The 20544-nt window shown below is 45.3% G+C and carries 12 protein-coding genes; 6 read left to right on the top strand and 6 right to left on the bottom strand.

The genetic code is table 11. The features are described from left to right. Positions 1-371 precede the first annotated feature (371 nt). From ruvC to B3N33_RS11735, 5 genes are all read left to right on the top strand, one after another. Positions 372-866 carry a crossover junction endodeoxyribonuclease RuvC gene (ruvC, locus tag B3N33_RS11755; RefSeq protein ID WP_180977914.1) on the top strand — a complete coding sequence of 165 codons (495 nt, stop codon included), beginning with the start codon at positions 372-374 and terminating at the stop codon, positions 864-866. Between the two features lie 831 nt (positions 867-1697). After that, on the top strand, positions 1698-5093 hold the full coding sequence (locus tag B3N33_RS11750; protein WP_292593452.1) for a PolC-type DNA polymerase III: 3396 nt from the start codon (positions 1698-1700) through the stop codon (positions 5091-5093). 8 nt (positions 5094-5101) lie between these two features. Next, a complete protein-coding gene (locus B3N33_RS11745) occupies positions 5102-6148 on the top strand; it encodes a hypothetical protein (RefSeq protein ID WP_292590109.1) in 1047 nt (348 codons plus the stop codon). 99 nt (positions 6149-6247) lie between these two features. Continuing rightward, complete coding sequence (locus B3N33_RS11740) at positions 6248-7594, top strand: ATP-binding cassette domain-containing protein (protein WP_214061429.1); 1347 nt, start codon at positions 6248-6250, stop codon at positions 7592-7594. Then, positions 7585-8586: an alpha/beta hydrolase gene (locus B3N33_RS11735; protein ID WP_292590108.1), complete on the top strand. Its 1002-nt coding sequence runs from the start codon at positions 7585-7587 to the stop codon at positions 8584-8586. Before B3N33_RS11740 ends, B3N33_RS11735 begins: the two co-directional genes overlap by 10 nt. Positions 8587-8875: 289 nt before the next feature. On the opposite strand, the gene B3N33_RS11730 is transcribed toward B3N33_RS11735, so the two are convergent. Beyond that, entirely contained in the window at positions 8876-11647 is a 2772-nt protein-coding gene (locus B3N33_RS11730; RefSeq protein WP_292590107.1) for an HD domain-containing phosphohydrolase, read from the bottom strand. Positions 11648-11805: 158 nt separating this feature from the next. Between B3N33_RS11730 and B3N33_RS11725 the strand changes: the two genes are divergently transcribed. Then, positions 11806-13002, top strand: coding sequence for an alpha/beta hydrolase family protein (locus B3N33_RS11725; protein ID WP_214061425.1), 1197 nt, complete (start codon positions 11806-11808; stop codon positions 13000-13002). Between the two features lie 166 nt (positions 13003-13168). Here the strand turns inward: B3N33_RS11725 and B3N33_RS11720 are convergent, their stop codons facing one another. The 5 genes from B3N33_RS11720 to B3N33_RS11700 all read right to left on the bottom strand — a co-directional run bounded on the left by B3N33_RS11720 (position 13169) and on the right by B3N33_RS11700 (position 20531). Then, positions 13169-14005 carry an MBL fold metallo-hydrolase gene (locus tag B3N33_RS11720; protein WP_292590106.1) on the bottom strand — a complete coding sequence of 279 codons (837 nt, stop codon included), beginning with the start codon at positions 14003-14005 and terminating at the stop codon, positions 13169-13171. 386 nt (positions 14006-14391) lie between these two features. Then, positions 14392-15957: a tetratricopeptide repeat-containing diguanylate cyclase gene (locus tag B3N33_RS11715; protein ID WP_292590105.1), complete on the bottom strand. Its 1566-nt coding sequence runs from the start codon at positions 15955-15957 to the stop codon at positions 14392-14394. Between the two features lie 14 nt (positions 15958-15971). Further along, positions 15972-17543 carry a tetratricopeptide repeat-containing diguanylate cyclase gene (locus tag B3N33_RS11710; protein WP_292593451.1) on the bottom strand — a complete coding sequence of 524 codons (1572 nt, stop codon included), beginning with the start codon at positions 17541-17543 and terminating at the stop codon, positions 15972-15974. Between the two features lie 94 nt (positions 17544-17637). Next, positions 17638-17979, bottom strand: a complete 342-nt coding sequence (locus tag B3N33_RS11705; protein WP_214060304.1) for a DUF4258 domain-containing protein — start codon at positions 17977-17979, stop codon at positions 17638-17640. A gap of 41 nt (positions 17980-18020) precedes the next feature. Then, positions 18021-20531 (bottom strand): alpha-amylase family glycosyl hydrolase, encoded by a 2511-nt coding sequence (locus tag B3N33_RS11700; protein ID WP_349680381.1) that lies wholly within the window; start codon positions 20529-20531, stop codon positions 18021-18023. Positions 20532-20544 lie beyond the last annotated feature (13 nt).

The following is a 20544-nucleotide window of genomic DNA, read 5'->3' as shown; positions in this document are numbered from 1 at the left end:
GGCCGCGAGTTCAAGTCTCGTCGTCCCCGCCAGTGAGAGTCCTTAGGGGCTCTCTTCTTTTTTAGGGTGTATCTCTCAAGATGCATGTTTCATAATAGTCCAGCAACCCGCAAGATCTTCCAATCAATATCTGCTTAACTTCTTTCAGGCTGCGTGCGGTTAGAATATATTCAGGGCAGTAACTTCAAGACTATCACCGGATTTTTGGTCAAACTGATCTTAGCACGCGACGCCGGTTTCGCATTTGAAATTTCGGGAAGCCGATGAGAGAATGAACTTGCGATTCTAATCTGAGGGGACTCTGTACTGAATTCTGTTTTTCTATAATGATGGTTTGATTTTTTTGGAGGTGCTGGTAATTGCCGGCTTGTGTGAGGGTTCTGGGAATTGATCCGGGTTTTGGTACTGTTGGATACGGTATTGTCGAGATGAGATCTTCAAGGATCGAGCTTGTATCTTATGGGGCGATCAGGACCGAGCCTAATGAACCTATCCCTGACAGACTACTGAAGATCCACGATCAACTGGAAGTCCTGCTTCAGGAATACGGACCCGATGAATCTGCAGTCGAGGAGCTATTCTTCTTCAGGAATGTCACGACTGCAATACAGGTTAGTGAAGCGAGAGGCGTTATTCTCCTCGCTATGAGAAGACATGAAGTTCCCATATTCGAATACACTCCTCACCAGGTGAAACTTGCTGTCACAGGTTATGGCAGAGCGGAAAAGGGACAGGTACAAAGAACTCTGAAGGCCTTTTTGCGGATGAAGGAAAACCCAAAGCCCGACGACGCCGCTGACGCCTTAGCTGTTGCATGGTGCCACCTTGCGGCGAGGAAGTTTCCCGGAGGTGTTCGAAAGGCATGAAACTTTGTATGAAGAATCTTAAGCTCCCTATTTCGAGACTTCTTTCAAGAGTGTTGAAGTCCGATCCAGCCTTTGACTGTGGGGGTATTGAAATATCTGGAATAACTATTGACTCTACATCAAGAGAGGTCTCGATCGATTTCTCTTGCGAGGTAAACGAAGACGTGAGACATTATCTAGAATCTACCTTTCGTGAAGAAGCGATGCGACTTCTCGGTTCTTCCGTTAGGCTTTCATTTGAACCTGGAGATTTTGAAACTGCAGGTGCAGAGAAAGGAGTTTCGAGGATAACTGAAGAGCAGTTCAGAGAGATACTCAAACTCACCAACGGCGCATCTTCATACCTAGCTTCTTCCGAAATGGTGTTTGAGAAGAATAGAATTCTGATCACTGTTCACGATCAGTTTTCATTTCAGAGAATCAGTTCAAAAAAGCACGACTTAAGAAAAGCGATCGAAAAGGTATGCGAGAGAACCATACCATTTGATATAGTTCTAGATATCCGTGAGGACGAGGAGCTGCCCGTTGACGAAGATTCCTCATATCCCGAAGTTGAAAGAGAGAGCAAGGTCTCTTCCGGTGAGGCTGATTTGGTTCTGATAGGAAGAGAAATAAGAGCTGTCTCAAAGAAAATGAAAGAGGTTCTTGGAAACGAGACCGATGTAGTGGTCAGTGGTAAGACCTTTGGACTGGAGTCGAGAAACGGAAAGCTCTTCATTCTTACGTTCAACATAACTGACTACACGGATTCTCTTACTGTCAAACTTATCGGTGAAAATNNCCCTCTCCGAAAAGCTCCGCGAAGGCGATGAGCTTACCATAAGAGGGAAGATGGAAACCGATACGTGGATTAAAGACGAGGTTCTGATTCCCAGAGATATCAACAGAACGACTCTTTCAAGGCGTGTTGACAATGCTCCCGAAAAGCGTGTGGAATTGCATCTGCATACCAAGATGAGTGCTTTGGACTCAGTTGTTGACGTCAAAGAGCTAGTGAACACTTTCAGAGAGTGGGGACATGACGCGGCTGCCGTGACTGATCATGGGGTAGTTCAGTCAGTGCCGGAGTTCTACTTTGCAGCTAAGAAGAATGGAATCAAGCCCATTTTCGGTATGGAAGGTTACATGATAAACGATTCAGAGCAAATAACGATGAACATAGACGAAGACACCTCATCTCTAGATGAAGCTTTGTTCGTTGTCTTTGATCTCGAGACGACGGGTCTCAACCCAAAGGAAGATGAGATAATTGAGATCGGTGCGGTAAAGATGAGAGGCGGCGAAGTCATTGAGACATACTCATCTTTTATTAAGCCTGTAAGAGAACTCTCGTCTCTGATCTCTAGTTTGACGGGAATAACTGAAGACATGCTTTCCGATGCTCGTTCGATCAAAGAAGTGCTCCCCGAATTTGTAAAGTTCACTGAGGGAAGCATACTTGTTGCTCACAACTCCTCCTTTGACTACGGTTTCGTCCGCAACTCTGTTAAGAAACATTTCGGAGGAGATTGGGAGATGCCATGCGTCGATACGCTTGCCCTTGCAAAAAGCTTATTCAAATCCAAGAGCTATTCACTAGATAACGTTGTGAAGCGCCTCAAACTTGGACATTTTGATCATCACAGGGCTTACGAGGACGCAAAGGTTACCGCCGAAGTTCTGAAGAAGTTCATTCAGCTGGCGGAAAAGAGAGGGATTCAGAGCGTTGGCGAGCTTGAAAAACTGAGAAAGAACCAAAATCTCGACTCTCTTAAGCCGGTTCACGTAAGTATGTTGGCCAAGAACAAGAAGGGTCTCGAAAATCTATACAGGTTGGTAACAGCCTCTCACACGAAGTACTTCTATATGAAGCCGAGGATTCCCAAGAGCCTATTAACTGATTTCAGAGATGGGCTTCTGATAGGTAGCGCTTGTGTCTCGGGTGAACTATCCAAAGCATTTATCGGTGGCGCTAGTACCGAAGAGCTGGAGGAAATTGCGAAATTCTACGACTATATTGAGGTTATGCCACTAGACAATATTGACACTAGCGAGGGCGAGACCAGTATGTCGAGAGACACATTGACCAAGATGTACCGTGAGTTCTACAGAGTTGGCAAGAGACTGAACATTCCTGTAGTTATGACTGGGGATGTGCATTTTATAAATCCACATGATGACATTTATAGAGCCGCAATAAATGCTGCTCAGGATTACGATAACTTTCAGAACCAACCATCGTTGTATCTCCATACAACGGAGGAGATGATGAACAAAGCAGTCGATATTTTCGAAGACAAGGCTATTGCAAAGGAAGTGGTTATCGATAATTCAAGGTATATTTCCTCAATGATCGAGGAGGTGACTCCGATTGAGGGGAAGCTACACCCTCCAGTAATAGAAGGCGCAGAAGAAGAAGTAAGGAGAATGGCTCTTGAGAATGCCGAACGGTTGTATGGAAATCCTCTGCCGGAAATCGTCGAAAAGAGGCTCAGTCGTGAGCTTGACGCAATAATCGGTCATGGCTACGCGGTCTTGTATCTCATCGCTCAGAAAATGGTCGCAAAGTCCAATGAGGAAGGTTACGTGGTCGGTTCAAGGGGTTCAGTAGGAAGCTCCCTAGTGGCCAATGTAATCGGAATAACTGAGGTAAATCCGCTTCCACCACATTATCTCTGTTCCGAATGTGGCAAGTCGATCTTTCCTGAAACCGATCTCGAATCCGGTTATGATCTTCCTAGAATGGAATGCCCGGGTTGCGGGAATGAGATGGCAAAGAATGGCCAGAGCATTCCTTTTGAGACCTTCCTGGGATTTGAGGGGGACAAAGTGCCGGATATAGACCTGAACTTCTCTGGAGAGTACCAGGAACGGGCCCACGCTTTTATAGAAGAACTGTTTGGCAGAGACCATGTATTCAGAGCAGGAACGATCTCTACTCTAGCTGAAAGAACGGCCTTTGGGTTCGTAAGGGCCTATTCTGAAAAGAGCGGTAGAACGCTTAGAAGGGCTGAACAGGAGCGAATTGCGCGTGGCANNGGAGTAAAAAGAACAACTGGTCAGCATCCCGGTGGTCTTATGATCGTGCCGAAAGACATGGACGTTCATACTTTCACACCGGTTCAGCACCCCGCAAACGATACAAAGAGTTCAACGCTGACAACTCACTTCGCATATGAGGTAATTCATGATGATCTGGTTAAGATAGACGCTCTCGGCCATGACGATCCTACGTTTATCAGGATGCTGAAGGACATAACTGGAGTTGATCCAGAAAGCATTCCAATGGATGATACTGAGACTCTGGCGATCTTCTCTTCACTAAAACCTCTGGGAGTGAAATACCACGAGCTTGGAACCGACATGGGCACCCTGGGAATCCCCGAGTTCGGCACGACTTTTGTTCGGAGCATGCTTGCAGATACAAGACCCTCAAGCTTCGGCGAACTGGTAAGAATATCGGGTCTTTCCCATGGAACTGATGTGTGGTTGAATAACGCTAAGGACATAATTACTTCGAAACAAGCCTCACTATCTCATGTTATAGCCTGTCGCGACGATATAATGAACTACCTGATTGCTAGGGGAATGGATCCAAAGGAGGCCTTCAAGATCATGGAAAAGGTCAGAAAGGGAAAGGGTCTCAACAGGGACGATGAAGATAAAGTGAGATCAAGTGGCGCTCCCGAATGGTTCATCAACTCATGCAAGAAGATCAAGTATCTCTTTCCAAGAGCCCATGCCGCTGCATATGTTAGCATGGGATACAGAGTGGCGTATTTCAAAGTACACTATCCCCTCGCCTTCTACAGCACCTATTTTTCAATTAAGGGTGGAGAGTTCGACATAGATATTTGTACATCGGACGTCAATACGATCAAGAAAGAGATTATCAGACTTAGAGGTGATCAAGAAAGGAACGTCAAAGACAGGGCAAAAGAGACTCTCCTGGAGGTAGTGATGGAAATGTTACTCAGGGGATTTGGCTTCTTGAACGTCGACTTGATGAAATCGCATCCAACGAGATTCTTGATTGAAGGGAGATCGCTCAGAATACCTTTCAATAGGCTCCAAAACATGGGAGACAAGGCGGCGAGGTCTATTGAGCAGGAGAGAGAAAAAAGAGTATTCTCTTCAGTGGAGGATCTGATAAGAAGAACTGCTCTGAACAAGACCAGCGTTGAAATGCTCAGAAAGCACGGCGCTCTGAAGGGTCTTGCCGAGAAAGAACAGATCAGGCTGTTCTGAGGGAAGAAATGAATTTCCAGTTGGCTTCTTCCGATTTTGCAAAGTTGATCGATCTCTTTGGAAGAGTTTCGGGGTCCGTTGAGCCTTCTTTCCGCTATTTCCAGATCTATTACAGGAGGGGATTGAAGTTCTTCGCGACCGATGGTTGTATGAAGCTTGAGTTTTCTTCCGGGCTTTCAATCACGCCTTTCACCGGAGTCTTCTCGATACCGATTGACTACGCCAGGGTTCTCAAGAGCTCTGACGAGGAGTCAAACATAATCTTCTCCTCAGACGGAGACAACATTGAAATCAGAACAGATTCAGAAGTGCTCACATTGCAGAAGGCTCGAGGCGAGAACATTCCTTCGATGGAGAGGAAGTTCGAGTACTCCTCTCGCTTTCTTTTGAAGGAATTCAATGAATCTCTGAATTTCATATCTGCAGCTTCACAGGAAGGAGATACTATCGAGATTTTTTCTAAAGGAAATGATACTGTACTCGCTGCTTCTGCAGGTAGAGCAATCCTTATCTCGATGCTTAAAAACGAACCAAGAACAGACTTTCATTTTTCTTTACAGTACGTGACCACCAGGCATCTTGTTAAGTCTTTGGAGTTGTTGTCGACGAAAGAGCTCGATGCGGGTACAGGTATTTCCGAGCTCGGATTAAAGGCGGGACCTCTGCTTTTCTCCATATGCACCGACGAGACTGGTTTTCCCGTACCGCCTGCGTTTCTTTTCAAAGAAGTCGAAGGAGGAGTCGGGGTACAGAAGAGGGCTCTTCTGTCGGCTTTGAGAAAGATTGTCAGACTTTCCAAACAAGGCTTCTCCATTCTGATGATCTCAGATAAGAAAAGGATCAGATTCTTTCTGAAAGCAGGGAGTCTTCGATATGAGTGTGAGATCGGGAAATTTGACGGTGAGGAGTTTGCCGTCCAAGTCGACCCCAGGAAGCTCCAGTCTGTTCTTTCGAGAATGAGTAACTCTACGATTTACCTTTTGATAAGAGACGATTACCTTCTAATGGTTGACAAGAAGAGCAGGATGCATCTGTTTGTTCCCGTCATAAAGTGAAGAGCAGAGTTCTCATCTGGTAGTATATAACTGTGCAATAATCTTCGAGGGTCTTGGAAGAAGTGGGCGGAGATAATTTCTAGTTGGAGCTGAAGTCCTATGAGAGTTATCGAGGCGAGAGGGATAGAAAAGTCATACGGAGGAAAGAAAGTTCTTAAAGCCGTCGATTTAGATCTAGATAGTGGTCAGCTTACAGTTTTAGGCGGACTGAACGGTTCTGGGAAGTCGACGATCATTAAGATTCTTAGTGGTGACATAAGCCCGGATAATGGTGAGATTGTTTTCGATGGGAAGCGGGTTGAGCTGCGGTCTATAGTCGATGCCAGACACATCGGTATTAGTGCAGTATATCAGGAATACATGCTTGTTCCAGACCTTACGATTGCAGAGAACATCTTCCTCGGAAGTGGAAAGTTTTCAATCAGCAGAAAGAAAATGAATCAAGAGAGTTCTAGACTACTTAAGGAAGTCGGCCTGGAGTATGAACCTTCTGCAAAAGTCTCATCACTTTCAGCAGATGACCAATCCTTGCTTGAGTTTGCGATTGCAGCATTCTCAGAACCAAAAGTCTTATTGATTGACGATCTCTTCTCCGTGCTGAACAGCTCGTACAAGGAAAGACTGCTCAAAATGATAAACGATGTCAAGAATAGGGGAGCATCGGTCCTTGTTGCAACCCCAGATCCCGAAATAATGCAGAAGGCGGATAGACTGTTTTTCATAGAGAATTCGACAGTTGTAGATCTCCCGGTTCCGCTCGACAGAGGGGAGATACTTCGGAGGATCGGGGCTTCAAACGATCGCTCGATTCCTCCTTCTGAAGGAGAACCGCTGATCGAAATCGGGAATGTCGCTGGTACTGGTAAGGATCTGGAAATCAGTAGGGGCGAGCTCCTCCATGTTTTTTGTGGTAGCTCTGAGATTATTAGGGAACTCACCCGGGCAATTACGCGGCAGGATCCGTTTTCTGAAAATGCGGTTCCGATATTCAGAGAGGCCAAGAGCTTCTTTGAAAGATTTGGTTCCAGAGGACCTTCTTCAGATGCAGAGAAGTATTTCTCAGCAACCTTGAAGAACAGCGGACTCGTTTCTCAAGTAATGCTGAAGAAAGCACGCAGCTTCATATCAACCAAAAAGCTTAGAAGAAGCTACATTCTAAACAAAGAGAGTGTAGTGTCCGTGAAGAGCTTTCTTGCAGGTCTTGAAGAGATAGACGGCTTTGCCGGAATCGTAAGTGATGAGGACGTTAAGCTCTCCCATTTGAGGTTTGAGGCCTGTGATCTCTACGTATTTGTCAGACCTCTGCTTGGCCTGGATCCGGTTTCAATTGATGCTCTTGTCAGAGTGCTGCGGGACATTTCCGTGAATTCTAAAGCGGCGCTTGTGCTAACCGATGAGATGGAAAGCCTGAGTTTCTGTACAAGGGGTATGATAGTATGCAGATGAACCCCGATTTCTCATACGAGAAGAAGAAGATAGAGTTTTCCAGTGGTTATATATTCAAAGGCAAACACTATCGTTGTTCTATCATAAAGTATCCTTCTCTGTACAAGAACTGCACGAAGGGAACCGAAAACGTCGAGGTATATCATTTTTCCCCAAGAGAACGTGCCGTTGGCTCGATATTAATACTTCACGGATTGGGCACTGTCAATATCCCATTCCTCTTCTGGATGGGAAGCCATTTGGCAAGTGCCGGTCTGCAAGCCTCCGTGATGATACTTCCGGGAAATTATACGAGAACGGCAAGTGGTTCTACCAGCGGAAAGGACTTCTTTTCGCCAGATCTACGAAGGTTGACGCTATTCTGGGAACAGGCCGTCGTGGATACTATGACAACCATCGACTTGCTCCAGCAAGAAAATATCTGGTGGGACAACAACTGTCTTTTTGGATATTGTCTTGGAGGTATGGTCTCCACAATAGTAAGTGCAATTGACAAAAGAATTAACAACTTGATTCTAATGACTGTCGGCGGCAACATCGCCAGGATAATGTGGCAGTCCCCCGTGCTGAAATCTGTTCGCCGGTCGCTGAGAAGCGGTTCGGGTGAAGAAGGGTATTTGAACGATGAGAAGAGACTGAACGAGAGATTCAAAGAAGACTCTCTGGCAGTCAAGAAAATGAAGAGTGCCTCCGAGCTGCTAGAATCCGACCTCCACCCCCTGTTCAAGATAGATCCTCTTGCTTACGCGCGGTTTAACGATAGCAATAAGGTGACCATGATCGAGGCGCTTTTTGACAAGACTCTTCCGATACAGACGAGAAAACAGTTGTGGGAGGCCTTCGACCGACCGAAAAGATATATAGTGCCTACTGGGCATGTTTCCTGGTTCCCTCTTGAGTACGCTTTGGGTAAGTACATTCTTAAGAAACTGGGGATAAAAGAGGCAAGAAGAAAGATGAGACTTCTGGAGAGCACAAAACCTACTGAATGATCGCGAGCCGCAGAAAGTGCTTTCAACTGTTTTATAGCCGATCCATATACAGAGTAGAAAGCCGACGTAGTGGTTAGGGCGGAGGAGACAAGAAGATCCTTTAGCGCTGGGCCCGCTTCAGATGAAAGCTCTTGGTTGTTCAGAAGATTGAATGATCTGTCACCTTGTCTAGGAACGAAGAAAAGATTCTCGCTCCAAAACGAAGAATCTCTTTTCTTACTGCAACCCGTACCCGCGACCTCGAGCCTACGAGGCTTATCGAGAACTAACCTCGCTCAAATGAACGACGTTATACGTTCAAGAAACTGACGAAGGAATCAACCAGCCCTGGATCGAACTGCTTCCCAGCACATCTGCGCAGCTCTTCTATTGCCTCTTCAGAGGATACCGGGTGCTTGTACGGCCTTCCGCTTGTCATAACGTCGTAAGCGTCTATTATTGACATCATTCTTGCCAGAAGCGGAATTGATTCGCCAACCAGTCCTCGGGGATACCCTGAGCCGTCCCACCATTCATGATGACTTAAGATCTCATCCGCGATTCCCACCAGCTCTGGCGAAGAGAGGGCTATTCTAAATCCGGCTTCGGGATGGGACTTGATTTTCTTCCATTCTTCAGAGGTCAGACTGCCCGCTTTAGTTAGTATCTCCTCAGGAACTGCTATCTTTCCAATATCGTGCAGAGCACCAAGGAGCAGAAGATTATCGAGTTCGGCTTCAGACAATCCGATGAACTTCCCGAAATCCCTGCTGAGAGTCTTGACCCTTTCCGTATGTTCTTCCGTCTCATAACTCTTGTTAAGCAGACTCTTCTCTAGCACCTTGACCGTTCTGCTTCTCATGGATATGTTGTTCAGGAGTTTGTCTCTATACATTCTTTCTTCAGCGGAGATAAGAGCTTCGCGAAAATCCTGATCAGCATCGAATTTCGTTCCGATTCCAAAGGAGACGCTTATAGGAAGACTGAAGCCCGTTATCCGATTCAAGGCTTTCCTGATTCTGCCAACAAGAGATTCTGCAGACTGCGTATCTGTTTGAGGAAGCAGCATTATAAACTCATCTCCTCCCCATCTGGCGATTATGTCGTCGGATCTCATGGAGGATTTCAGGCAGTCTGCGACAGTCTTCAGTAGTCTATCACCTTCTAGATGACCGAAGGCATCGTTTACGATTTTCAGTCCGTTCACATCTCCCATCACGATGCTTATAGGCATTTGCCGTTCTACATTGAGTCTCTCGACCTCCTCTTCGAAGAATGATCTGTTGTATAAGGAGGTAAGTGGGTCATGGAAGGTGACATAGTGAATCTCCTTATCTGAACGAATTCTATAGATCGCTTCAACTGCATGAGCCATAAGAATCTCGACTAGCTTTACCTCTTCTTGTTTCATTGGAGAGTCATGGTACGAGACGAGAACTCCTATACTCTTCATCGGGACCGCCAAGATCGATTGCTCGCAGTCGGTTATGACTTTGCAGAGTGAACTGTTACTTATAAAGGTAGTATTCCCGTTTTCTATAGAGTCTCTCAAAATGCCGCTCCTGAATAGGTAGCCCTGCATCGATGCCACCTCGCCCTTCGTCTCAAGGGTGACGATTTCCTGATTGTAGAGGAGATAGAGACCGAACATTTCCATCCCGAGGATATTGGCCGACGCATCAATGATCGAGTGGAAGATCGTGTCCTCTTCGTTTGATTTCTCCATCTTCAAAGCGATATCGTGAAGCTTAGAGACCTTCTCCTTTGTTCTTTCCAGCTCGTCTTTCACGAGTTTTTCATCGGTGATATCTCTTACCGCTCCTCGGATGCCTCTTACTCTGGAGGAATCTTTCGAGTAACTTGGCTTCGAGTACTCGCTCACCCATCTAAGCGCGCCGTCTTTCCTTACAATACGATATTCTATTCTCTCTTCATTTCCAGATCTCACGCTTTCAAAATGCCCTTTGTAGCAATCAAGGTCCTCAGGATGAATAACTGATTCCCAGTCCAGTTCTTGAAGGTCGGGTGAATCAAGACTGTGCCCGCTTATCCTTTCAAAGGCTTCGCTTCTCCAGACTTCGTGGTCTTCCCCGTCATTTGAGAAGTCAATTTCGTAGTAGTAATCTGAGATAGTCTCTGACATTGATTTATATCTCTGTACAGATAGGGAGAGCTGAGTCTCAACTGATTTTTCTTCCGCGAGTTTCGCGCTCAAAAATGCCGTCTTCTCTCTTACCTCTTTCCTCAAAGCCCTGTTCCACAGATACTTTCCGACCAGCACCAAGAGCATGATCAGAGCAGCGGGAAGGGCGAATAAAAGGAAACTCTGCCACGGACTGTTACTTGCATTTGCATCAATGGCTCCAAACCATTTGTTGTAAATCTGTCGGTATTCTCCTGTCGAAGAAATTATCGCCAAACCTTCGTTACGTAAAGACAGTAACTCTACATCTCCTTCTTTCACTGCGAAGCAGTATTCTAGCCTTACAAAAGGATCCTCCGACACCAAGATATTCTTTAGAGAAAGTTCCTTAATCAAATACAAACCCTGTATCTTACCGAGTAGTACTGCATCGACCTGTCCCTCATTGAGCATCCGGAGTGCAATTTCGGGATACTCGACTCTCACAATCTCACTTCCAGCTACCTCACTAGAGACAAGCTCGTCCATTAAGTCGCCCTTCTGAACGGCAACTCTCAGTTCCCTGAGATCATTGAGAGAAGAATATTTGCCAGTCTTCCTATTAGAGAAAATAGAGCCATGAAGTATTATGTGCGGATTAGAGAAATCGACAAGTATATCTCTCTCTTCCGAGTAGCACATTCCAAGCAGACCGTCAATTTTGCCGTCCTCCAGAGCGGCTCTTGCGCTCGTCCAGACTCTTAGCTCTATCTCAACGTCAAAATCGAGAGCACTAGATATTGCCCTAAGGACATCGATGTTGAATCCCACCGGAGCTCCGCGGTCATTAGCATATTCAAAAGGTGGATAATCGGTGTCTCCACCAAATTTGTACCTTACTTCAGCAAAGAGGGTAAGAAACAAAAGAATGAAAAAGACGGTTGACAATGATCTTCTCATAGTACTCCCCCGGAAGAAAATAGCCTTCCTCAAGACCAACTATAACATTGCAAAACTGAAAACAAACTCAGATTACAGATAGTTTCTTGAAGGTAGTCGATCATTCGAGCGCACGATATTCCGATCAATTTTGTATATAATTGGGTAGAGGTGATATTATGAGTAGAACTCGTGGAACCATAGATATAGCGCTGATTATTGGAGCAATCGCTATTACTGCAATCGGAATTCTCGCTTATTTATTTCCTACAACCAAAGTACCCGACCCTGGTGGAAAGTACGAAGTCGGACTTAAGATAATTGAGTTGAGCGATGAAACAAGACTCGATCCATTCTCGGATGCAAAAATGTCCAGAAGATTGATAATAGACATCTGGTATCCCTCCGACGATACCTCGGGAAGCAGAAGAAGCCCGTGGTTCAGGAATCACTCGGTTTTTGTGAACAGCCTTGCTGAAAATTACGATCTTCCTCCCATATTGTTTCAACACTTGCGTGCCGTTAAGACCAATTCCTTCTTAGATGCCGTACCTTCTGCTGATGCCAGGAATCTACCAGCGGTGATTCTCTCGCCGGGAACTCCGGCTATCGTACCGCTGTATTTTGCTTTTGCTGAGTATTTGGCGAGCAGAGGTATAGTCGTGATTGGGATTGAGCATCCATACGGAGCATCCGTTGTTGAATTTTCCGATGGTACCCAGTTCCATTTCAATAGAGACAGAGTCATGGAACTCCCCGGAGCCGAGACATTTGAGGAGGGAGTAAGACTTTCGATGAAACTTATGGCAGAGGACTTATCGTTTGTTATCGATAAGCTCGTCGAACTGAACAAAAGCAACCATGTTCTGGCCGGCGTCTTTGATACCGAAAGAGTGATTGCTTTTGGTCATTCAGGTGGGGGAGGAGTTGTTCATTTTGCTTCTCTTTACGATGAAAGAATAAAAGCTCTGTTGACTTTTGATCCCGCACTTTTTGTTATGAACGAGCGGGAGATAAGCAAAGGTATAGAAGTACCAGCGTTGATCATGGAGACCGATGAGTGGAAGGAACGCGAGGAATCAGGAAGAATAGCCGATTTGATTAACTCAAGCAGCGTTCCGCCTTATCATATAATAATCCCTGATGCTAAGCATCCCGATTTTGCGATGCTTGATCAAATCTCACCCCTTGCTAACTTCTTGGATTTTACGGGTGTCTTCATGAAGGATGGCGGAGAGTACTATCTATACAGTGTGATGCATGGCTTCATTGATTATGTGTTTGGAAATAGAAGTAAAGAGGAGTTCTATTCTGATCTTCTGCAAAGGGAAGATGTTAGATTGTTCGAGGGTGTAGATGAAATCCTCAAGCGCTAGACTTGTCTTAGGCATTTAGAAATCGACGTATGAAATCATACAGAGTCGGTGAGCACTAACGGCGACGGTAATTTGCTCAAGCCCAAAAATAACTGACGGGTGCTAAGACTTCTCCTGACAGGATTTGGTTAGGCGACGATAATTCCGCAATAAATGAACTGTCGCATTATATGTCTAGCAGTAGTCCGTCGTGTGCTACTACAACCTTATAGCGGTTGTAGAACTCTTCAAGTTCCTTCTTGGGCGGGTTTGGATAGTGTGAAAAGTGATGGGCGACTACCAGAGTGTTGTCATCTATAATTTTAAACTCCCTCATTCTGTTCTTTGTGGAGATTACTTGCTCTGCAGTGTGGTGATATGGAAAGAGCACTTCTTTCATGAATCCCAAAGTCGAATCAACAACTGCAATATCTATCGGACTATCAATTAGGTCTTTAAGACGGCCGAATGAAGAGTCTTCGATTGGGCCGGTATCGGTCGCATAAAGGAATGATTTCCCACCTTTCTTGAGCAGGAATATAAACGGTTGCTCGTCTTCTTTAACTTTGTGTACTGCAGGCACAGGGATTACGGTACAATCGTTAACCTCGATTTCTTCATAAGGTTCCGCCTGGAGAAGGACGGTTTTCTCGGGGTCAAAGTAGACTGAATTGGAAATGAGAGAGAGGACGGTAGAATTGGCGAGAACGCTCATTCGAGGAAGTCTGTCATAAGAGGCGTTGTATCTGTTCATTCTATAGCCGAAGTTTGGAAGGTACAGATGATCAGAGTGGGAGTGGGTTATTAAGAGAGTTTTTACATCAAAAAGAGAAACCTCTGCCTTCTGAGCCCCAGACATGATATTCGGCCCGAAATCGATGAGCAGATCGTCGTCAACATATACGGAAGCCGTAAGCCTGAAGCTTTCATTTCCTGCCAGCCTCGCCTTTCTGCAGTTTTCACAGTCGCAGAAGACATTTGGATGGCCCTCGTAAGCTGCGGTGCCAAGGAACAGGACTCTCATTTCTCCTCCTCTACAGCGGTACTTTGTGTCCTAGGATGGGATTGCTTTACTACGACAGATAATGAAGCTCAATCTATTCACTTTCTTCCCGAGTCTGTTGAGGATTATCCCCCAATTCTTCATTAATATCGACGTAGATAACCGGTTTTCCTTTGCCAGTGAGTATTGGATAGCTCTGTCAGTGTATTCTATTCTCTTATCGAGCTCATCCACGTAGATGCGGTCGCTTCACTGTTTCCAATCACATCGTTAGCATCGTCAGGATAGGCCCAGTTCCGTGTAGCGGTTCATCGCCTTCAAAGAGCATTCCATAGAAACTCTGTACTCTCTAAGAATCCCATCGACCGATCTTTCGTCTTTCATTGTGCATCTCCCGGATGCAAGCCTTACTGATATTGGATTTTGTTCTTGCCCATTCTCTTTGCCTCGTACATCAATCTGTCTGTCTTCAGCAATAACTCACGAGAGTGTTCCTGGTTCCACTCGGCAACACCGGCACTAAAGGTTATCTTCAATTCTTCTGATGTGTTCACTGACTCAAGTATTCTGGTTGCCGTAGATAAGGCCCCTTCGAGACCGGTTGAAGGCAGTAAGATGACAAATTCCTCTCCGCCGTATCTGAAAACATAGTCGATACTCCTTGTTTTGGAAGCGATAAGTGAAGAAAAGGCCTCAAGTATCTCGTCTCCCTTCTGATGCCCGAAAGTGTCATTGAATTGCTTGAAATCGTCAATGTCAATCATTATTACGGAGAGACTCCCACCGTACATTTTTGCTCTATTGATTTCGTATTCAAGTACTTCAAACATCTTCTTCTGGTTCATAAGACCGGTCAACGGATCTGTCTCGGTTCTCTCCTTCAAAAGTCGATTTGCCAATTCCAGTTGGTTTTGCACCTCTATTAGTTCTTTGTTCTTCGCAATCATTAACCTGTTAGCTTCGTCAATTTCATGGTTCTTCTCCGTCATCTCCTCTATTTCCTTGAGCTTCTGTACGGTAGCAAAGGTCGCTCCCAGCTTTGCAATCACTCTGGCTTCTTCTTCCCTGAATACCTCGGAATTTAGTCTTGCTATCTCCCTGTATTTTTCCAAAGCTCCATCAACATCTCCCTTTGCCTCCTGGATTTTGGAGACGGCCTTTAGCCTGTGAAGGATGTCCGATTTGTTTCCCTTCGATCTGTGATATTCGAGTGAATGTTCAAGGGCTTCCAGAGCAGAGTCTAGATCTCCCGTCGCCTCGTAATACTCTGCTTCGTAGCGGCATATATCTGCAAGAGAGTAATCATCGCAGTTTTCACTTGCTATCTTACGGGCCTTCCTTAGGAGATCAATTGCTTCGCTCTTTCTTCCGGTATAAAGGAAGATATCGGCAAGATTCATATAGCTATTGGGCAGATCTCCCTTAAGAAAGTTCTTCTCCTTGATTTCAATTGCCTTTTGGATAAACGGCACACCTGAACCGTCCTCCGTGATGTTTTCAATAGCAATTCCCTTGTTATTTAGATACTTGGCAAGTGATAGCTCGTCGTTATTCTTTTTGGCAAGGCAAACCGCCTTCTCAGAATATTCTACTGATGTCTCGAAATCTCCCATTTTCAAGTAGACACCGGAGATGTTGTTGTAGACCATCGACAGTAACTTTTCTTCTCCCAATTCATTGAAGATAGCAATTGCATCGGAAGCATATTCAAGGGCCTTTGAAAACTCACCTGATTGACAACTGATTCTAATCATACCATTGTATGCAAGACCCATCTCGCGACTGGTTAGTCCGCTAAATTTCTCCAGTTCCCTGCTTACGGTCTCAAAGGCGATGAGAGTCTCTCCCGAGCTTGTCAAAGCTTGCTGGAACTTCCTGAGAAGCGCCAGCTTTTCCTCTACACAAGACTCATCTTTTGAAAGATACTCCTCGTAATAATCAGTGTAGCTCTTCTCGTGATCTTTCTGACTCATTTCATCCACCTTTCTCAAATAGCTGCTTCACTTATCTCAAGCCTGTCTTTTCCTTTTGCTTTTGCCTCATAGAGCAATTTGTCCACAATGGAAATGAATTCGTCCGAGGACTCCCCTTTCCACTGCCTTGCACCCGCACTGAAATAGACCTCAATATCAAGCTTCTCCTGAAGGGATCTCTTCATTCTCGAGTAGAATTCCGATGCCTTTTCCACATCTGCGCAAGGTAGGAGGATTAGGAACTCTTCGCCTCCGTATCTGAAGGCAAAGTCGTTCTTTCTGATAGATGACCTTATAGATTCTCCGATGTCGGCAAGAAGTTCATCGCCTTTCAAATGGCCGAAAGAATCATTAACGGACTTGAAATCATCTAGATCAAGCATTATCATAGTCAGGGGAGTTTCGTATCTCTCTGCTCTCGAAATCTCACTGTCCAGCACTGATTTCATCTTCCTGTGATTCAACAGCCCGGTCAATGGGTCGGTTTCCGCCTGCTTTTCCAGAAGCTTATTAATTTCCTCCAGCTTGGCTTTCATTTCCTGGAGTTCGTTGTTTTTCTCCGATATCTCTTCATTGACCGTTCTAAGTCTCTTGTTTTGCTCTGCCAGGTCGTTGATTTCCCTGAGTTTTTCCCTCGCCTCGAATGATGATTCCAGCTGGGCTATCGACCTTGCCTGTTCTTCCTTGAAAATACTCCGGCTCAATTCCGTTATCTGTTTGAACATGTTCAAGGCCTCTTTTGAGTTTCCCATCAACTCATACACTGAAGAGATATCGTTCAATACTCCAAGCAATTCAGTCTTGTTTCCATTTTCTTGATGGTATTCCCTGACTTCCTCAAGCAGGCTGATTGCCGAGGTGAAATCTCCCTCGCCTTTCAAGAAACGGGCTTCGTATTTCATCGTCTCTACAATAACGTGTTGGTCTTCGTTTTCTTCACCCAATGATTTCGCTCTGGACAAAAGCTCTCTGGCATCGGTCTTTCTCCCCGATTCGTAGTACAGCTCGGCAAGATTGAGATAACTATTCAGTAGCTCAGTCTTCATATTGAGCCTTTCCTTTATCTCTATTGCCTCTTCAAAGTATGGAATCCCCGATTCTTCATACTCTCCATTTTCCGTGATAATTGCGATATTGTTTAAACAGCATGCAACGTTAATCTCGTCCCCATTCTCTCTTGCTATCTCCAAAGCTCTGTTCACATTGGCCAGAGCTTTGCCAAAATCATTCATCTTCAAGTAAAGTCCGGACGTGTTTATGAGAACTCTCGTATACAATTCCTTTTCGCCTTTTTCAGCACAGATAGCCTGTGCTCTACGCGAATATTCAACTGCCTGTGAAAATTCACCGACAAGCGCGCTCAGTTTCACCATTGTGTTCAGCAAACCTGCCATTTCCAGAGAATCGAAGTGATCGAACTTCTTGATTTCTCTATCGATTATTTGGTGGGCAGCAAGGGTCTTCCCCTGATCACTGAGGATCGAAACTGCTTCCTTCAAGAAGACCAGCCTCTTGGGGACTTCCTCCTCGGGCAAAGACATGTATTCTCTTAACAATTCAACAACTCTATCTTTCTTTTCTTCCATCTTGTCCCCGCTTTCTGAGAGGGTCTTAGGCTATAAGATATCTTCATAAGAAACCTGAACATATGGCTCGGTTAATGAATCACGAATTTCTTTGTCAATCATCTAGTAGCGATTCCTCACGCTCGCCACTATTCCAATATACCGTGACAACTTCGAAGTTAGAGAGTCTCTTTTCGAGTATCACGGTGATTTCGTCGTCCGTTACTTTCAGTCTGTTGTAATTGGCAATTTCCACCCTGCGACCCTCTTCGAGAATGCGCTTTATTCTCTCCGGTTCAATTCCTCTTTCATCCATTCTTGAAACGGCATGCTGACTAAATGAGATCTCGGTGCTCTCTTGTATGTCCTCTCCATTATCTTCATCTTCCTGACTCATCGACCTTATTAGAGAAGCAGCGACTATCACGGCCAGAATCACAACAAGCAAAAAAAGCATAATCTCCTCCCGAAGCTGTTTCTAGGCCTCTCTCTATCCTCCTATTCTATCCTTATAAGGATGTCATCCATAATATAAGGGTCTTCTTTGCTTCCGCCTCCAAAATGGTAGCTCTTTGGTTCAGGATAGATGTCTCGATATACCGCTTCGATTCCATCGAAGTCCCAAGTAGTTACGTAGATGTTGAACTCCTCAAAACTCTCTGGTCTTCCGACCGTCTCGCCGGGAATCCTGAGAATTACTTCGTTATTCATTCTATTCGTTTGTACCAGTGGAGTGAGGGATATGGGAGTTCCAAACGACTTCGGGCCACTACCTTCAGAAGAATACGCAACTATTGACCAGCCATTTGCGAAGATAAAGTAATCCCAGTCCAGTCCGTCAGGCATAGTCGCGTTTAGGAACGGCAGGTCGGTTGATCCCTTTCTGTTGGGATCATCTACGAATATTTGGAAGGTAACATGGTCAAATCCGTTCTGTGGTCCCCATGAGTCGGTTAGATCTTTGATTCTAATCCCCAGAACCATCGAAGCTCCTATCTGCTTGACTTCAACCTCTAGCAGGTCCATCTGGTTCTTGAAAGTGATGTCTGTAGGATATTTGTACCTGCATTCCGGACCGCAGTCATCTCCTTCGGGATCTGAAATCGAAGCCAGAAGCAATTCCGGAATATCGAGAATCACTCGGTAATCATCGCTGTAGATCGATTCTCTTCTTGTATCACCGTAGACTTTGAATAGAATTGAATGGATTCCCGGGTCAAACTTCGAAATGTCCCATTCGTAAGACCACTCTCCGCTGACTATTTCGATGTCTTCTGCCTCTTCAATTCTCATGTCGAATATTATCCGCGCGGAGGAGGCTCCCGAAGCTGTTCCTGTCACAGTATAAGTTGAGTCGATCCTCTGAAAATCCTCGAGGTTCGCGTTAAACTTGATTTCAGGTGTCTCAACTTCACGAGTTTCTTCGGAAGCGATTCCCACGTAGACGGAGCGTGGGTTCATGGTCATCACGAGTTTCCCGCCTTGTTCGACAGGATAGCTTTTGGAGAGCGAATTGAAAGTGTAAATCGGCTTGATTAACTGACCCACTCCAAGGCCGGTATCCAAATTAGCTAGAATCCTACGTTCTCCCGAAGTATTCATTAAAACAAAGATCTTCTCTTCGTTATGTTCAATGCTGTAGACAAAGATCCCAGGCCCATTGGGGTCGGTTTTTAGCACTTTGACCTCCCCATACCTCAGCGCAGGGTATTCCTGTCGCAGCATTGCGAGTTCGCTTATATATCTGTAGAGCTCAGATTGAGAATCGAAGTGGTCGATTTCACCAGACTCAAAACCTCCGGCGAACATCGCTGCCCTAGTTTCTACAAAGCCTTGCTCAGTGCCGTAATAGATCACCGGGATGCCGGGAATCGTGAAAATGAAGGCCAGAGCCTGTTTAAGATTTGCCAATCCTGACCCTTTCAAGAATCGTTCCATGTCGTGATTATCGATGAAAGTCAATAGCCTGGTTTGATCGAAGTGGCTCTGCCGCGCCTCAAGTCTGTATCCGATATTCGCTGTTGGTTTCCCTTCTTTGAATACACTTCTCAGTTCAATGTTCAGCGGAAAATCCAGCATGGAATTCATTCCTGCTTCGAAAAACTCTTTTATAACCATTTCCCCAGCATCGTCGAAGGGGTCGCTTCTAACCCAGGCCTCGCCAAATGTTATGAATTCAGGTTTGCCGTTCTTCACGGCAGCTTCGTAGATACCTTCTTCACCATTCAGAAACTCGTCCCAGAATTCTAGAGGAACGTAGATTACTGTATCGATCCTCAATCCATCAATATCGGCCTCTTCGATCCAGAAAGTGAAAGAATCCTTAAGTGCTGAGATTACCACAGGATTTTCCGTGTTGAGATCGTCCAGACCGGACATCTGGTAGTTCAGCTTCTGATAAGGGTCATTGAAGTCATAGATATCGGGAGTCCAGTGATAAATACTCTCATCCTTATGATTATTGAAATCGTTTAGTGAGAAGGGGTGCTGTTCGGGAGAAGAGGTCGGGACGCTTTCGGAGTTGAGTTCGAACTGTCCATCTACGAAACGAAAATAGTCACCCACATGATTGGGAACGATATCCTGTATTACCAGCAAGCCCTTATCGTGGGCGGCTTCAACGAGTCTCTTGTAGAGTGCAACGTCACCGAAATGCTCATCAATCATCCTGAAATCTCTGGCCCAGTATCCATGATAACCACCGTAATTCACCCATGGATTCCACCATTGATTGGCCACCGGTGGGGTTATCCAAATTGCCGTTGCGCCCAATCCCTTTATGTAGTCTAGCCTCTCGATTATCCCGGCGAGATCTCCGCCGTTGTATCGCGAGTTGTCGGTACCGGCTTCTCCATATCCCATGTCGTCATTGGATAGATCTCCGTTTGAAAAACGGTCGATCATGATGAAGTAAATGACTTGATCTTCCCATGTTGTTGCTGTAAAGATGCTTCCAGTTAAGAAGACTGAAAGAAGAAGAGCAAGAAGTATCTTTTTCAAACCTCTCACCTCCGGTTTTCTA

The sequence above is a fragment of the Mesotoga sp. UBA5825 genome (assembly GCF_002432955.1).
Classification (GTDB): Bacteria; Thermotogota; Thermotogae; order Petrotogales; family Kosmotogaceae; genus Mesotoga.
This window is presented reverse-complemented; position numbering and strand designations above follow the sequence as displayed.

Coding starts and splice junctions, on each gene's coding strand:
- B3N33_RS11745 (WP_292590109.1), top strand. CDS start 5,102: ATGAATTTCCAGTTGGCTTCTTCCGATTTTGCAAAGTTGATCGATCTC.
- B3N33_RS11705 (WP_214060304.1), bottom strand. CDS start 17,979: ATGCTTTTTTTGCTTGTTGTGATTCTGGCCGTGATAGTCGCTGCTTCT.
- B3N33_RS11725 (WP_214061425.1), top strand. CDS start 11,806: ATGAGTAGAACTCGTGGAACCATAGATATAGCGCTGATTATTGGAGCA.
- B3N33_RS11735 (WP_292590108.1), top strand. CDS start 7,585: ATGCAGATGAACCCCGATTTCTCATACGAGAAGAAGAAGATAGAGTTT.
- B3N33_RS11710 (WP_292593451.1), bottom strand. CDS start 17,543: ATGGAAGAAAAGAAAGATAGAGTTGTTGAATTGTTAAGAGAATACATG.
- B3N33_RS11730 (WP_292590107.1), bottom strand. CDS start 11,647: ATGAGAAGATCATTGTCAACCGTCTTTTTCATTCTTTTGTTTCTTACC.
- B3N33_RS11715 (WP_292590105.1), bottom strand. CDS start 15,957: ATGAGTCAGAAAGATCACGAGAAGAGCTACACTGATTATTACGAGGAG.
- B3N33_RS11720 (WP_292590106.1), bottom strand. CDS start 14,005: ATGAGAGTCCTGTTCCTTGGCACCGCAGCTTACGAGGGCCATCCAAAT.
- B3N33_RS11740 (WP_214061429.1), top strand. CDS start 6,248: ATGAGAGTTATCGAGGCGAGAGGGATAGAAAAGTCATACGGAGGAAAG.